The 15,868-nt window shown below is 49.0% G+C and carries 13 protein-coding genes; 3 read left to right on the plus strand and 10 right to left on the minus strand.

Annotation, left to right across the window (positions count from 1 at the left end; genetic code table 11):
• Positions 1 to 113: 113 nt before the first annotated feature.
• Genes G8770_RS17400 through G8770_RS17410 form a run of 3 tightly spaced genes read right to left on the minus strand, consistent with a single transcriptional unit; the run spans position 114 to position 3,070 of the window.
• Positions 114 to 614, minus strand: a complete 501-nt coding sequence (locus tag G8770_RS17400; RefSeq protein ID WP_167189822.1) for a hypothetical protein — start codon at positions 612 to 614, stop codon at positions 114 to 116.
• A gap of 36 nt (positions 615 to 650) precedes the next feature.
• Complete coding sequence (locus G8770_RS17405) at positions 651 to 2,624, minus strand: thiamine pyrophosphate-binding protein (protein WP_167189825.1); 1,974 nt, start codon at positions 2,622 to 2,624, stop codon at positions 651 to 653.
• Positions 2,625 to 2,680: 56 nt separating this feature from the next.
• Positions 2,681 to 3,070 carry a c-type cytochrome gene (locus G8770_RS17410; RefSeq protein ID WP_167189827.1) on the minus strand — a complete coding sequence of 130 codons (390 nt, stop codon included), beginning with the start codon at positions 3,068 to 3,070 and terminating at the stop codon, positions 2,681 to 2,683.
• Between the two features lie 362 nt (positions 3,071 to 3,432).
• Here G8770_RS17410 and G8770_RS17415 point away from each other — a divergent pair, with 362 nt between their 5' ends.
• On the plus strand, positions 3,433 to 3,720 hold the full coding sequence (locus G8770_RS17415) for a hypothetical protein (RefSeq protein ID WP_167189830.1): 288 nt from the start codon (positions 3,433 to 3,435) through the stop codon (positions 3,718 to 3,720).
• 359 nt (positions 3,721 to 4,079) lie between these two features.
• Here the strand turns inward: G8770_RS17415 and dctP are convergent, their stop codons facing one another.
• On the minus strand, positions 4,080 to 5,165 hold the full coding sequence (dctP, locus tag G8770_RS17420) for a TRAP transporter substrate-binding protein DctP (RefSeq protein WP_167189833.1): 1,086 nt from the start codon (positions 5,163 to 5,165) through the stop codon (positions 4,080 to 4,082).
• Between the two features lie 247 nt (positions 5,166 to 5,412).
• Here dctP and G8770_RS24715 point away from each other — a divergent pair, with 247 nt between their 5' ends.
• Both G8770_RS24715 and G8770_RS24720 read left to right on the plus strand, forming a co-directional pair.
• Positions 5,413 to 5,643, plus strand: coding sequence for a TetR/AcrR family transcriptional regulator (locus G8770_RS24715; protein ID WP_425050732.1), 231 nt, complete (start codon positions 5,413 to 5,415; stop codon positions 5,641 to 5,643).
• Positions 5,592 to 5,960: a hypothetical protein gene (locus G8770_RS24720; RefSeq protein WP_208022351.1), complete on the plus strand. Its 369-nt coding sequence runs from the start codon at positions 5,592 to 5,594 to the stop codon at positions 5,958 to 5,960. The genes G8770_RS24715 and G8770_RS24720 overlap by 52 nt, the downstream gene beginning before the upstream one ends.
• A 358-nt stretch (positions 5,961 to 6,318) precedes the next feature.
• On the opposite strand, the gene G8770_RS17435 is transcribed toward G8770_RS24720, so the two are convergent.
• From G8770_RS17435 to G8770_RS17460, 6 genes are all read right to left on the minus strand, one after another.
• Positions 6,319 to 7,548: a tyrosine-type recombinase/integrase gene (locus tag G8770_RS17435; RefSeq protein WP_167189839.1), complete on the minus strand. Its 1,230-nt coding sequence runs from the start codon at positions 7,546 to 7,548 to the stop codon at positions 6,319 to 6,321.
• Between the two features lie 282 nt (positions 7,549 to 7,830).
• Positions 7,831 to 9,369, minus strand: a complete 1,539-nt coding sequence (locus tag G8770_RS17440) for a glycoside hydrolase family 30 protein (RefSeq protein WP_208022335.1) — start codon at positions 9,367 to 9,369, stop codon at positions 7,831 to 7,833.
• 53 nt (positions 9,370 to 9,422) lie between these two features.
• Positions 9,423 to 11,015 carry an alpha-N-arabinofuranosidase gene (locus G8770_RS17445; RefSeq protein ID WP_167189841.1) on the minus strand — a complete coding sequence of 531 codons (1,593 nt, stop codon included), beginning with the start codon at positions 11,013 to 11,015 and terminating at the stop codon, positions 9,423 to 9,425.
• A gap of 64 nt (positions 11,016 to 11,079) precedes the next feature.
• Entirely contained in the window at positions 11,080 to 12,648 is a 1,569-nt protein-coding gene (locus tag G8770_RS17450; protein ID WP_208022336.1) for a nucleoside hydrolase-like domain-containing protein, read from the minus strand.
• Positions 12,649 to 12,705: 57 nt separating this feature from the next.
• Positions 12,706 to 14,817 (minus strand): beta-galactosidase, encoded by a 2,112-nt coding sequence (locus G8770_RS17455; RefSeq protein ID WP_208022337.1) that lies wholly within the window; start codon positions 14,815 to 14,817, stop codon positions 12,706 to 12,708.
• Between the two features lie 18 nt (positions 14,818 to 14,835).
• Complete coding sequence (locus G8770_RS17460; RefSeq protein WP_167189844.1) at positions 14,836 to 15,777, minus strand: alpha/beta hydrolase; 942 nt, start codon at positions 15,775 to 15,777, stop codon at positions 14,836 to 14,838.
• Positions 15,778 to 15,868: the final 91 nt, after the last annotated feature.

Below are 15,868 nucleotides of genomic sequence, written 5' to 3' on the forward strand. Positions count from 1 at the left end.
AGGGGAAATCTTGCCCCTGATGTTCCACAGGCCTCTTTGCGAGGCCTTTTTTTTAGATTTAGAAATACTTTTATTGATAAGAGAGAAAATATAGAAAACTGCGAACGATAGGATTACCAGAAGGAGTCCGCGTCGATCTGGTATTGCTCGGAGACGTAGGTATCGTGTTGACCGTTTTTCAGAAAAATCTTGAACACCTCATGAATCAGCCCGATAAACCGCATCATAGTTTGCGCGCTTAATTTTTCAGTTAAAACCATCTCCAGAGACAGGTTGCTGCTGCGATTAACAACTTTAATTTGTTCGCGGTTGAAACGACGATGTTCCAGCTGAACGGGTGAACAGCGTTCAGCAATAAACGCGCGAAAGTCTTTGTCCATCCTTGATCGCGATTTCACATTGGGAAAGACCACTGGCATCTGAATCTTGCCAGTCATAAGGTTGATGTCTACCTGATACAGGCGATTAAAATGCCAATGCAGTTGATAGCGAGCTTGTTTAAGCGTCTCTTTCTCAACCGAAAATCCGTTAAAAAAACCCTTGGTGGCATAGCCTGCAAGAAGATCTGTGCAGGCTGTGATGTCAGGGTTTGTTTTTTTTACTGTTGAAGCCATGTTGTGACTCGTGATGTTTGTTTAGGCGAACAAGAATCAGTGAGCTACGGCGCCGCGGCCGGGTTCCACTGGCCATGCCAGACTGGGGTGCGGGAACTTGCTGGCACTGCTGAACTCTTTCAGCCCCTGACAGTTAATTACGCTGGATGCTCCTTCAGTACTGGCGAGTTTGTAAGCGCGGGCCAGTGCGGCCTGTAATTCTTTGGGTGACTTCACATATTCACCGTGTACACCCAAACCTTCTGCCATTTTATCGTAACGCAGATTTTCCTGGAACAAGTGAATGTGCGTAGCCTGTGGTTTGCGATAAGCCTGCCCCCAGGTGCCCCAGGCGTTGTTGTTATAGATCACCACAATCATTGGCACCTTGTATTGGTTGGCGGTATCCATCTCAAACAGACCGTAAGCTGCTGCTGCGTCACTGGTTGCACACAGGATAGGAGCACCCTTGTAGGCGGCTTGAGGCCCGATGCCGCGCTGTACCGCAACACCGATACCAAACGCCATGCCTATGTCTGCACCGATGGCGCCGTACTGATAGGGCACGCAAAAAGATTGAGCTGGACGCAGGCTAACAGCATTGCGAGCTAAAGCTCGGCCAATGGTAAAACCGCCCATTGTGTGACAGGTTTGCTTGGGATCAATGTCTCCACGAAAGAAAAAGTTTTCCAATTCCATAGCGACCGCCGCCGGGTGTAAATGCCCGGTCTTTTGGCTGTATTTTTGAGCGAGCTGGTAACCGCGATCAACGCCTTCGCTGAATTTTTTCCGTGCCCCTTCCAGCTCATTAACCCATTTACTGCGTTTTTTTCTGGGAATTTTATTGGCAAGTGCTTCCAAAAACAGAGCTTCATCACTGACGATACCGTAATCCACAGGCCAGTTGCGGCCAATGTCTTCCTGCTCTGGGTGAACTCTTATCATTTTAACGCCAGGGCTTACCGCATACTCATTGGGGCTCGGCATACAATATTGGCCGATGAATATAACCAGGTCAGCACTTAATGTAGCACCGGTTGCGGTAGCAGCAGACAGCCTGTGATCATCTGGAAAATGTCCGTTAACCGGCCCTGACTGAGCAACTGCAATATCGTTACGTTCAACCACACTCATCAGAGCTTCCCATCCTTTGCGCTGAAAAACACCTTGGCCGGCAATAATCAGCGGGCGTTCGGCCTGACCAATCATCTTGATAACGGTTTTGATCTCGTCACTGGATACTGATGCACGGGATTCTGTGCGATAATGGTCTCGGTTGTAATAGTCTGTCAGTTGGGTCGGATCGGTAAACTTCGCCCGAGAAACTTCAGAGGGAAAGTCCAGGTGTACGGGGCCGGGTACGCCGGATTTTAACTGACGGAAGGCATAGCCTGCGTACTCGTGAACACGATTGGGCGTGATGATTCGCTTGCCGTACTTTTTCATACCCTCAGTGGTGGGCTGTTGATAGACGTTTTGAATCATCTGCTCGCGATCTTCGCCGGCGATAGTCATGTTACTGGCTAGAACCAGTAGGGGAGTGCGCGCGGCATTAGCAGTACCAATTCCCATGATCATCGAGGTAAACCCCGGACCTTCGGTGCCGGAGCAGGCAGCTACCTCTCCCGTTGCACGGTGAAAACCATCTGCGGCATGGCACATTTGCCCCTCGTTGCGGCCGCCATAAGAGGGGATTCCCTCGGCCGCGAGAGCATGAACCACGTCGTAATTACCCGGGCAGCAAAACAGTGCGGCCAGCTCTTCTTCTTTACAGGCACGTGCAAATACTTCAGCGCCCGTCATACCGTCTTTGTTACTAAATGACGATGTTACCGCTGGCGTGGCCAGTGAGGTTTTAAAATCTGGGGAAATCATTACGGAAGGGATGTCCACTCCGCATTTGTCCGCCAGGGAGGTATCGGCTTTGGCCATGCCACCGACAGCGAGGGCGCCAGTGCCGAAGGCCGCTGACGCCATAAATTTGCGCCGTGACAGGCTGTCATTGGGGGACTTTTTATTATCATCGCTCATTCTATATTCTCCGGGTCTTGCAATCTGATTATCGCTTCGGGGCGTTACTATGGGGTCTACTGGGATTCGTGTTCTGCCAGTGCCTTTTGACGCGCCTCTTCGGGCCACAGGCTCAGTACAAAATTGGTGAGGTGCCAGATGTCTTCATCACCACTCAGAATCCACTCATACGCTGGCATATCTACCGCCTGGCCACCTTTAATGGCATCAAAAATATGCTGCCGAGTATTTCCACCACGCCACTGGGCAGGAGCCGTTAAATTAGTTGCATCCGCGACAAAGTTCACTGTGGCTTTGCCGTCGTTACCGTGACAGGAAGTGCAATTCATGGCGAATAGCTGCTTGCCGGCTTTGATGGATTCTTCGTTATACTGGATCTCGGCATGGGTTGTGGATGTCGCTGCTGCCAACAGAGACATTCCCAGACACAATGATTTAAAAGTCATAAAAGCGCCTTTGGCGTAAATGTAATAAGTATTGTTTTAGAGAGTTATATACGATTGACTATTCTCAAGGGGGCGTCAGAATCAGTCCATGCTTCAATCGGTCAGAAGAGAGACATAAATGGACATTGAGAACTTATCAATCCCAGGCTCCGAGATGGAAATTATTGAAATCTGTGACGTAGCTGGGGGTTTTAGGTCAGAAGGGGTTTTAAATTACAGGTGAGCCTCAACTCTATGTACAACCACAATGGCATACAACGTTAACGATCTTCTGCACGAGTCTCACAGGGATTGAACAAGAGCTACTTGCTTTATGGTCAACCTCTTTGACCGCATCGATTATCGGATACGGGATAGGATTCATGTTATTTCAAATGAATATGGGACCTGCACTGGCAATGATCCAAACGGCAGTGCAATCGCACCAAATAGCTCAGGCGGCATCAATTGTCTATTTTTTCACTAACTTGATGGGATTGGGAATTGGCCTTGTACTCGTTGGCATCTTAAATGATGTTTATGAATCCCCATTTGGAGATAAATCCTTGTCAGCAGCGATTTCAATTGTCGCACTTGAATATTTTATCGCAGCTTATTATTGGCGAGCAGGGGAGTCTGTCAACCATTCCAAATGGTTCGGCTCATCATAGTTGGCTTGCTGATGAAAAAAACGAAAGTGCGATAGTAACCATATTTAATATCATACGTCGGTAATGCGTGTTGACTAAATTAACCAGAGATTTTTTATCTATGTGAGCCTGGAATCTTGTATTCCAGGCTCACATCCCATCCGCAAGGTTCGTCAGCTCGTCGATACTGAATTTTTATATCGCACCAGCCTTTGACCACATCTATATACGTCTGTTGATAGAGCATAAATTCCACCAGATCAACTGATTCGCTCCATGCTGGTGAAAATCTCTTTACGCTCTATCCGAGTGTGTAGTGAGGGTATGCGCATGATGGTTCAAGACTGAGTCTCGTCAGAGAAGCTCACTTCCAAACCGCATCAGTTCATGATTTCACTCATGATCGACTTTACTTTAACAAGCACATTACCAGCGTTGGGATTTCCGTTACTTTCTTGAGTTTCCACCCACTTAGCTTGCACCTCTTCATATTTTGTTGCTTCTTTCAAATGTTCAATTTCATCAGAATTGAGTATCCGAACTTTGGCACCTGCACGTCTTAATGCATCAATCTGGGCCTCAAAACTATCATCCATCACAGCCCCAAGAGATTGGGAGGATATTTCAACAGCGCGATGAATGGCGTCCTTGTCTTCTTGGGTTAGGCTATCCCACACATCGTCATTCATCGTCAAAGGATAGATATGCCCCAACCACAAAGCTTTCGAAACCAGTATATTTGGCGCAACATCATGTACATTAAGAAAATAGCCACTATCCACGTTCACCATGAGGCCATCAAGAGTCTTTGCTTTCATGGCTTCGTAGATTTCGGGCCCCCAGTGCATGGTGACGGGTGTCGCGCCCACATTCTTTAGGAAATCCAGATGCCAAAAACTTGCAGAACGCCATTTTGCACCGGCGATACCATCAAGATGATCTAGTGGCGAAGCGCTATAGAACGCGACTGGGTATCCGGTCCCAAAGAATATCGGAACGATATTGTTTTGCTTCAGCTCCGCAGTGAAGGCCGGTATCTCGTTATACACCCGATGAAAAAAGTTGATTTGGCTGTTTGCAGTTGGTCCGACCGGAAAGCTCTTGAATATTTGGTGCAGTGGCAGTTCTTTGGCTGTGTATTCAGGCACCGTCGTCGCCATATCAGTAACTCCGTTACTGACTGCATTTAATGCATCATAGGCCGCCGCGATTTCGCCGTTCCAGTGTGCATCTATCTTCAGCCTCCCACTTGATTCCCTCTCAATCGCAGGGAAAAGAACATCTTTGAGAAACCGCGTACGCATCCGGTCAGACGGCTGATGATCACTGAATGTAAGAACGCGTGGGGACGGCGAATTCACTTGGGCAACAACTCCTGCCGCCATGACTGCTGCACCGATGATTGCGCCCAGAAACGCTTTGCGGGCTATACCTATTTTAAATATAGGTTTGTTATATTCATTCATACGTAATTTTCTCCACTTGATGCTTAAGTGATCTGACCCGTCAGGCTGAGGGCTTAACCTTGATATTTATGTCAATAGAGCGTAATTTGACCAAAACTACATGAACCAAATGTACTGAAGAATCAATCAGTTTGGAATTCGCATATTGAAAACATCTGTTCCACAACGGCTAAACCCTAGAAAAGAGCCCGCCCAGACGCGATCAAGAGTCACTGTAGACGCCATCCACACAGCAACTATTCAGGTTTTGCTGGCAGATGAGCTGACTAGCCTTACAACAACGCGGGTTGCCGAACGTGCAGGTGTCTCTGTTGGCACTCTTTATCAATACTTTCCTAATAAAGAGGCACTGCTCTATGCAGTTTTGCTGAACCACTTCGAACGACTGGCTGAGGCTTTGAGCGCATTAACACCTCCGTTCCCAGACTGCCACTCTGCGAGCGGGCAGATCAGCTCGTCGACACCTATGTTGGGGTAAAGATGTCAAATCCTGAAGCAACAGCTGTACTTTATAGAGTCGCAGGCACCATCAATCAGGCGAAGCTGTCCACCGGAATTTACAAGCGACTAGAGAGCGTAGTAGTTAGGGTATTAGAAAGTGCTTCCGACGCATCGTTTAGCGATCCTGCAAGAGTAGCTTTCACCTTGCTATCTGCTTTGGCAGGGTTATCGCGTAGCAGCTTTGGCCAAATTCATTCAGATAGCAGGCTACTGCAAAGATTTCGCGAGGAATCACGCTTGCTTGTGCACGCTTACCTCAAGGCGTCAGCAGATGTCTTAAGTACAGGGAAATAGGGCTGCACATTGAAAAAGATCTCTACCTAGGGAAACTGGGGTAAGTTTGATCAACGACAATTCACGACAGAAACTAATCTTAAGCATCTGTAAAATCCATTAGGGTCTCTCCAGTATCTGAATATTAAACAACTCTTTGCCAGAAAACGTGGTCATAGAGTTGGATTAGATCGAGCTGTACAGTTGTCAGGCCTTAAATCCCAAGGGCGGCATCACTCCGGATTGGATGATGCTAAAAATATTGCTCAGCTGATTGCTCATGATGAAGTTTTGAGGGAAGAGGTGTTGGTCAGGGCAGGCTCATAATCCTCTTCAAAAAATTTAATATATCCGATATATTGTTATATCGGATATATTCTCAGATTTTATGTTTCGACGCGGTTAACGCTCTCTCTCGATTATCGGAATCAACATACAGTTCATCAGTCGTACGAATGCTGCCATGCCCAAGATCCGCTTGAACATGTTGCAGAGGTCTATTCGCTGCGACTTCCATGGAAGCACCTGTGTGCCTTAGCCAGTGAGTGGTGGCAGCTTTTAACTCTCGAGCATCTTCTAGAAAGCCTTCTTCAGTTAACTGATTTACTGCTACAGAAAAAGCAATTTCGACCAGATTCCGAATCTGTCGTGATCGTAACCCCGATCTCCCGTTTAAGGCGGGAATCAACAATGAATCATCATCAGGGGAGGGGAGACCCAGTAAACCCAAGGCCTGTCGGTAACGCTCCAGGTAGTTCAGATAATCGCTGGAAATCGAGACATCGCGCTCTTTATTGCCTTTTCCAAATGCCTTAAACCACCAATTACCTTCATGATCCCTCCAGAAGTGATTCATAACAGGGGTCCAACGTTCTCGATTCGATAATTCAGATATCCGCAATTTCAGTGATTTCAAGGAAGCAATAATAAACAGCGTGCGCTCATGAATTGGATCTGAAATAGCCAAGCGCTCTGACGTGTCCAGCAGTGTTTGCCATTGTAACTCGGACAGCCGTTTGGGCTTTTTTATAGCCGCATTATCAATTAAATACTTGCAGTTTTTCTTAACGACAGAAACTGGATTACCCAATGCGTAGTCTTCCTCCATCAAATACTGGAAGTAAACGCTTAAATTTGAATAAAGGCCCTGGAGGCTTTTGTTATTAAGTCGGCCGGACCCGCTGGCAATTTTACGAAATGGGCGCCAGAGTGGATTAGGTAGTCTTAATCCGTCTTTGTCCAAAAAGCGTCGATGTGTGGTTTCAGCTACCCAGTCAGCAGGTGGCTTCATGACAAAATCAATGAAGTCTTCCAGATCCTGACGTCTCAGCTCAGCGACTGATTTCTTTTGAATTAACCAAGCCCAAAGCAGTAAACGCTCTGCATCTCCACGGAATTTATCGTATGTCTCTGTACTTTTTCGGCTATAACTGGTGAGAAACGCTTTGGTATGGCGATAATCATCCAGGGCATTTGTGATAGCCAGGTCAGTGACAAAAGCCTCAACGTCGGGGCTTACAGATGAAAACTGTTGATGTTTACTGAGACGAGTAAAGTGTAGGGCGGAATCAAAGAGTGGAATCCCAGGGAATTTCTTCGTGTCTGACATTGCTTAGAACCCCAAAAGTAATGGATTTGAGGACTATATCAAGCCCCGCCCCCCATTACCAGTAGTAGACACTACTGGTAATGGGGGGCGGGTTATTGCTATTTTTTAACACGTAAATCGCCAAGTAGGGTGAATTACGAAATTTGCCCTAAAACCTGTGCAAACCCTTGTAACATATTGATTTATTTGGGTTTACGTCTTAAAAAACTTTCAGCTCCGCATGCAACCGCACCAGTCACCTCGATCATAAATTACAGTAGAAGCTGACGAGCACTGGCAATATCAAGTTAAGGCAGAAGGCATAAGCCGCGCAGGAACGTGCAGGGTATTGAAAGTATCAGCAGGTAAATCTGCACGAAGGATTTTGTCGCCTATTTTTACTCTGACCGGTAATACTTCGGCCATCTCATTTTGTATAACCAGAACTATCGACTTGTCCGGATTTTGAAAGGCCAACTGATTTTCAAACCCCAAAAAGCTGGTGGCCGGCAAAAATCTGGCTCCTCGGCTGATGAACTGGCTGAAATGCTTCATCAAATAATATTCGTGATTAAACTGGTAGCTGCGAGCCTCAGGATCAATGGTCACCAGTGAATTCTGCGGCCAGCCCCAAGTGCTGAATGGATCGGTGGTAAGCGCGATATTCCAGTAGTGATAGGCGCTGGCGCCATGCTGGAGATACGTTTTGATCATATCCCACGCGTAGTGAGTATAGTGCCAGTCATTAGCCCCCGTGCCACATTCATGCTCGGTACCCCAGATGGCCAACTTGGGGTGTCGCTTGGCGATAAAGGGTAGCGCTCCCCTGCCCGCCCATTGCACGCCGACCCCCTTAATCACCCGCTCTGCTTGCGGAACCGCCAAAATTTGATCCACTAAATAGGGGTTATCACGCTCCAGTGTGCCCAGCAACACGTCGACATTGACCTTATCCATCTCTGCGCCCAGATAAGGGATAAATCGAGCCAGGCCCTCAGGCGTCCAGCAGCAACTGGGAAACGGTTGCGCCGAGTTGAATTCGTTTTGTGGCATTACGGCACACAATGGAATTCCGGCTTTTTGATATTCCTCGACATATCGGCGGAAATAACGTGCATAGGCTTCAAAGTAGGTTTTTTCCTGAATAAAATAATCGTTACCCTCGCTGCCAAGCTGATCAGGTTGAATACCGTTCGAAGGTTGCCCTGGCCAAGCAGGTGCCATTGCATAGTGTCGATTGGTTTTCATCCATGTTGGAGGGCTCCAGGGAGAGGCCCATATTTTAAGATCAGGCTGATATTGCATCGCCGACCGAATGTAGGGAATCAAGCTCGTTCGATCGTTTTCAATACTGAAATTTTCCAGTAAAAAATCCCCGGGAGTTTCGTCATAGCTGTACCAGCCCAGGGCAAAATCACTGGCTCCCATCGGCGTTCTGGCAATATTAAAATTCGCCCCCGTGTCGGGCGAGAAAATCGCACGGAGGATTTCCTGTTGCATATCATGGGGTAAGCTGGAAATACCCTGCCAACCTTTTTCACTGAACGCACCGCCAAAACCCACCATGGTCTGTTTGGGGTCGTTCAGCTGAATTTGCAGATCGTAACTGAAGAGATCTGAGCTGTCATTCGGGCCCAGCTCGGCGTGATGCAGCGCAGTCCATGGTCTTGTCCTGGACGTTGATAGCCAACGAATAGCACTGGTTTGACCGCTTGATTTTTTCGTGCCGGACCAGACGGGTACAGAAGCACTGGGCACCTTATCCGCCAGCAGATGGGAGCTCGCTGTCGCGCTCGCGATAGCACCCACCGTCGTCAAAAATCGTCTTCTATCCATTGCCATGGTTGCCGCCTCTTTCGTTTTTCTGGAATCACTTACGCTAAAACAAGCACTCGTTACTGCAGCGTCAAAACCACCACGGATTTCGACGGCACACTTGCCTTTAAGTGCTCGCCGACAACTGAGGCCGCGTCAAAAACATGAGGCATAATCTGTTCCTGCTCGCCGGGTATATTGTGTGCGTCTAATGCGGCATGGGTCAGAATCGTCCCCTCCGTCACCGTCAATACGTTGCCAAGATCAAGTTCCAATGTGTAATTCTGATCCAGTGATAGATTGGCAATGCCTACATGAATTCTTCCGTCTTTCCCTGTAGCCGCAGTAACACTCACGGCGGGATAACGCTTGCCTTTGTGTTTAATCATAGGCACTTTTATATCGACCGGAATAAAATTGGCATCCTGAAACGGCACATACATTTTGAATACATAGTAGGTCGGCGTTTTCGCCATTTTTTCGCCATCGGTCAGCAGCATGGCCTGTAATACATTGACCGTCTGGGCGATATTCGCCATGCGCACACGATCCGTGTGACGGTGAAAAATATTCAGCGTGGTGGCCGCAACCAACGCATCGCGCAAAGTGTTTTGCTGATACAGAAAGCCTGGCTCAGTACCCTCTTCCACGTCATACCAGGTCCCCCACTCGTCAACATAGAGTCCGATACGTTTTTCAGGATCCTGCTGGTCCATAACCTCAATGTGAGCTTGCAATACCTCCTCCATGCGGTTGGCCTGAAACAGAATTTCATGCCATTGATCAAGCGAGAAACCAGTAGCCTTGGCTTCGTTACGCTTTGGCCAGTCCCCTTCAAACAGGGTATAGAAGTGTAGCGAGATAGCATCCATGGCCATGGCTGCGTTGGTCATGACAACTTTGGTCCACTGGGTATCCAAATTGTTAGCACCGGAGGCAACCCGCAGGGCGTTGTTATCGTTATTATCGTGAAAACCAAAACCATTCTTGTGAAAGAAAGCAGAGAAGCGGCGCAATTCGTTAGCATAATACTCCGGCGTCATCGTACCTCCGCAACCCCAGCTTTCATTGCCAATACCGATAAAATCGACCTTAAAAGGTTCCTCTCGTCCGTTGGCGCGCCGTTGATTGGCAATGGTATCGGCATCATCAGAAGTCAAATATTCTATCCACTCACGCATTTCCGTAGGTGTGGAGGATGCAACGTTGACGGAAATATAGGCATCGGAACCGATCATCTGGGCAAAATCAAAAAATTCGTGAGTACCAAAGGCATTACTTTCAAGGCCCCCCCCCCACCAATTATTTTTGCGCACCGGGCGCTGGTCTCTGGGGCCAATACCATCACGCCAGTGATATTCATCGGCGAAACAGCCGCCGGGCCAGCGCACCACCGGCACTTTGATGTCTTTGAGTGCAGCCACTACATCCTTGCGAATGCCACGAACATTGGGGATATCAGACTCAGGCCCGACCCAGATACCGTCATAGATACTCGCGCCCAGGTGCTCACTGAACTGGCCGTAGATATGGCGGGAAATAGTTGCACCGGGATGATCCGTCGCCATTGCGCCTTTCAAAGTGATTTCTGCATGGACAGCGCTACCGACTAACAGCAATGGCAACAGCCATTTGGCCAGCTTCGAACGCTCATTGGTATTATTAAAACTCATAAGTATTCACCTTGTTATTGTATAGCTGTAGTGTGCTGACAGGCCGTGGATCAATGACTTGCGATCACTGCCTGTCCTTGGCCGTAACGTGAATAATCACTCTACGATAGCGGGTAAGCGCCGGTGTTCCGGAATCGGTAACGGCAAGAATTACGTGTGCGACACCTCCCTGGCAAGAGACCCATTGCGCAATCCAGGCATCGCGGCAGGCTTGAGTCACGGTCAGCGTTGCCTGCGGCTGATTCGCGTTGTGTATCGCGAGCTCTGCTAACCCCTGCCCCTGCACATACCCCGCTTCAGGGTAATGAAACCAGGTGAAGCTCAAGGGCTGACCATCAGGGTCGATGCTGTCTGAAGCATCCAGCGTAATCACGTCACCGACCTTGGCCTCGATCATCATGGGTTTAGAGCTCTGTTGACCGTTAAGCTGAATCTGCGGCGGATGATTGGCTGCATCGAAGTTTTGCAAAGTCCAATCCATACGGGTAGCAAAATCATGTTGAAAAGCTTCGCGCCAGCGCCAGATCGTCGCCTGATCCGACAGATGCAGTTTGCCATCGATACCCTTGACCTGATCCTGAGATGTCACCCGAAAAAACAAATCCCCGCCCTGAGTCCAGATAGCATGACTCTCACCATAGGGCTGACGCAACAGGTAACGACCGCCCCACCCCCCCCAGGCAGGATTGCGATAGCTTTCCAGCCCGTTACCCAACAGGTTAAGAAAAGCCGGCGTGTCACCTTCCATAATAAACAGATAGGAGGGATACAGTTTTCCATAACTTCCCTTGGAGCGAATGTTGTCCTGCAACCACTCATTGGTGATTAAGGAGGTATCCGCCCCGGCGCCATTGCGGTAAAAAAGATCACCGCTGATGCCCGTCCAGCTGGCATACACATATTCGCCACCGTCGGCAGAGGACGGCTTTACCACATAAAACAGCTGCGGAAATTGTGTGCGGATCCAGGGACCGGCATCGTCCTGATCGGAAATGGAATAGACGCGTAGTTTAGCGACAAACGACTGAAGTTCGACCTCGTTGCGGGTTTCGCGAATATGCAATAGCGCCTGAGCTAGAGTATTTGCCCCACCCCAGATGGAAATCCACAGCGGTCTGTCATCGGGCCGATCAGCCGCCGCGATGATCGCCATCGCCCCGGCTGAAGTCTGCCCTCTGGCAACGGCTGATAAACCATAGCCCGGCTGGCCCGCACTCACCTTCGATGCCAGGTAAGAGGCCTCGGGCCAACCTTCGGCGTGCAGCATCAGGTTGGCTCGCACTTGGGCGTATCCTGCAATAATCTTGTGAATGGTTTGCGGATTAGTGCGGTCTTTCAACCAGGTAGAGGTGGTGGCAATCAACCCTTCGATATCAATTTCGTTGGCGTAGAGCAACAGCCGCACCATCGACATCTGATCATCCGGTTCATTGCCCATGTCCGTAAGGACCAGCACCCGTGGCTTGCCCGTTGATTGATCGACATAGGCAGCATCCAGATAATTGGAAGATGTTTTAATGTCGAATGTGAGTTGCGGGTTCTGCATCTCATCGGCCTGCGCTGTACCCCCAAATAAACAAGCAACGAGAGTAGCAATCAGCAGTAGCAACTGATCAATGTCTTTAGTGTTCATATTCGAGCCTGATTATTCTGCGTTTTGGTTGAATCGAATTAGGAAACATTTAGCCTGCTATTGTTTTACCGTAGCTTCTTCGATGATCTTAAAATCCCAGCCAGTCAAGGTTACCGTTGAACCACTTTTTATAGGGCGAGCAGAAAGCAATTCAACACCGCCTGCATGAGGGTAAGAAAATGTATGCGCATCGGCCGAATAATTAAAATAGTAATGAACAATTCTTCCGCGCTGATTAACGCCCGACTTGACGATCAATGGAAAGTGTAACTGCTGATCGGGGCCCATTAACTTCGCTTCTTCGAGTGCCTGTAACATGATTTTCTCAATCAGCTCCGTTCCCGGCATGAAACCGATATAGGTAGCGCTACCACGCCCAAATTGGTTGCGGGTGATGGCGGCATACTGTCCCCACACCGGGTGTTCATAACGAGCCAATACCTCTGCTGTAGTCGGCGTCAGTAGCTCCATCCAGTGGCTGACACTGTTGTTATCGTCGCCCACCTGATACGGATCACCAGCGAGAGACACCTTGTTCGGCAATACGAACTGACTGTATTGAACACCCACCACCTGGTTTATCAGCCCTGGCTGCTGAACGACTCTAACCTTATCGTTTTCATTGGCAAAGCCACTTTTGAAGGTGTAAACAATGCGACCACCCTTGGCGACATAATCATTTAAACGCTGCAGTAATTCATCGCTGGCGGCATACAAGACCGGCACCACCAGTAATTTGTATTGCTCAATATTTTTACTGGAGGGATCGACAAAATCCACACCCACATTGAGACGATACAGGGCATCATAAAAAGGACGCAGAATATCGTTGTAGTTCTCTGTGGCATCCCAACCAAAACTGAAGCTGTTAAAACCGGTCAGCGCGTCATTGCTGAACAGGATCGCCACCTGGTGATTTTTTTTCAGGTTAACCAGCTTGTCGCCAATACGCTTGAAATCCGCACCAATGGTTTTGGCTTCGTTATAGGTGGGGTTTGGTTTAAAGTCATGGCTCAGCAAGCCTTTCCAATAGGTTTCAATCGCGTTGTGGATCGAGTGCCAGGGCCAGTAGGCAACCATGTTGGCCCCTGATGCCACATGGCTAAAAGCCTGTAGCCGAAGCTGTCCGGGATACGGTGTCCACTGGGGAAAACCCTGCGCTTCGGTCTCCACGACCAAATAGTTTTGCCCGTCTTTCATTGAGCGCGCCATATCGCCGCCGAAGGATATTTCAGTACCGGTAAGGTCGTCCTGCCCAGGGTGGTAAATATCCACCCCGGCAATATCCATCGCGCGGGCGGCGGCAAAGTGGTCAACATCAGGCTGTATACCATAGGAGTAGCCGCGCCATTCAAAATCAAAGTTTTGCATGACAAACTGATCGGGCCGTTTGTATTCATTAACCAACCCCGCCTGCCAGGCGAGGTACTCGGTCACCAGACCACGCTGAAAGCGGGAAAATTCACCATTGAGACTGGCATTGATGCTGCCGTTAACCGAGGGGAAATCTTCCCAGCTGTTGATGCGATTGCTCCAGTAGTCGAGCCCCAGTTCATGATTCATCACCTCCAGGGACGGGTATTTTCCGCGCATATGAGTAACAAATGCTTTCTGCACATTGGCACCAGAGGTGCCATAGTGCTTGGTTTCATTATCCACCTGAAAGCCGATCACAGCCGGATGATCTTTGACATGGCCAATCAATTGGCGGATAACCCGCTCAGCATGGCGACGAAAATCAGGATGAGTAATATCCATATTCTGACGCGCACCATAGCTGCGCTGTCCGCTGGGGGTAACCGCCAGGATATCCGGGTATTGACGCGCCATCCAGGTGGGAATTGCGTAAGTCGGGGTGCCGACAATCACTTTAATACCCACCTTGTGCATCACCTCAAGAACACGATCGACATGGCTGAAATCAAATTTACCATCGCTGGGTTCGAGAGTACCCCAGGTAGACTCAGCAATGCGTACCACGTTGATTCCAGCCTCTTTCATCATGCGGGAATCAGTTTGCAGGCGCTCGACGGGCATATATTCATCGTAATAAGCTACGCCATAGAGCAACTCTTCCATAGCCGGGTACCATGCCTCGGCCCCTCGGCTTAGCAGGGTTACAAACAGGACGAGCAGCAAAAAGAACGGGGAGCGTTTGGTGGTAGTCATGAGTCAGTCACCTTAGGGTTACATTGCTTTGTGGTGTTCAAGCCAACTCAGGTAATTGGCCATCCATATGTCACTGGTACTGCCACTAGGTCTGCTGCCAAAGCCGTGACCGCCGCTTGAAAAAAGATGAAACTCGATATTGCGGCTCTGTCGGTACCAGGCCTGTGGGAGTGCCATCCCTCCCTGACTAAACAACGGATCATCTGCGGCGATCGTCAAAAAAAGGGGGGGCCGCGGGCCATTTTTCACGGTATGACTCATGGGTGGATAAATCAGTGCTACGTGTTGCGCCAATGATGCCTCGGAGTGATTTTCCAGCAACCGAATAACCGTACGGGCACCTGCCGAGAAGCCAATCACACCGATTTGCCGGGGGTCAACACCCCACTCTGCCGAGCGCGACGAAACCAGCTTTAAAGCGGCGGCGAGGTCATCTACAGCGGGTTGATGGTCTGCTAACTTTTTTTCGCCCAAGCTACTGAACAGTTTCGCTAGCGCAACGATATTTTGCTGTGGATCCTCTGGCGTATGGGGCAAGCGATATTTGAGAATAAAAGTAGTATAACCTGCGTTTTGTAATTGCCTGGCAATGCCAAAACCTTCATTTTCTATGGAAACAAACTGGTAACCGCCACCCGGCACAATGATGATGGTTTTGCCATTGCGTTTATCGGCATCGGGAAACCCAGGAATCAACGTTGGCAGCACCGTATTGCGCACCATGACCTGGCCAAAAAATCGCTCCCAGAGTTCCGTGTCTTCTTCCGCTATTGTGTTGTTGGCATAAAGAGAAATCTCCTGCAGTCCGCCTGGCTTATCTAGAGATTCCGCTTGCAGAGCAGTTAGATCAAATAAAGTGTCGTCTTTGCCAGTGGCTGCATAAACTGTATAAGAGAAGACCGCGAGAATCCCTGCCATAAGCGCTACTGCTAATCGCTGTTTTAGACGTTCGAGTTTCATATTGATGTCCTTAAAGGTCACTGGCCGACTGGATTTATTCTGGCCGCACCATTGCAATGACAGCAGTAGCGAACTGAGCGCTGGTTCACCG

It is taken from the genome of Pseudomaricurvus hydrocarbonicus (genome assembly GCF_011602365.1).
GTDB classification, from domain to species: Bacteria; Pseudomonadota; Gammaproteobacteria; order Pseudomonadales; family Cellvibrionaceae; genus Pseudomaricurvus; species Pseudomaricurvus hydrocarbonicus.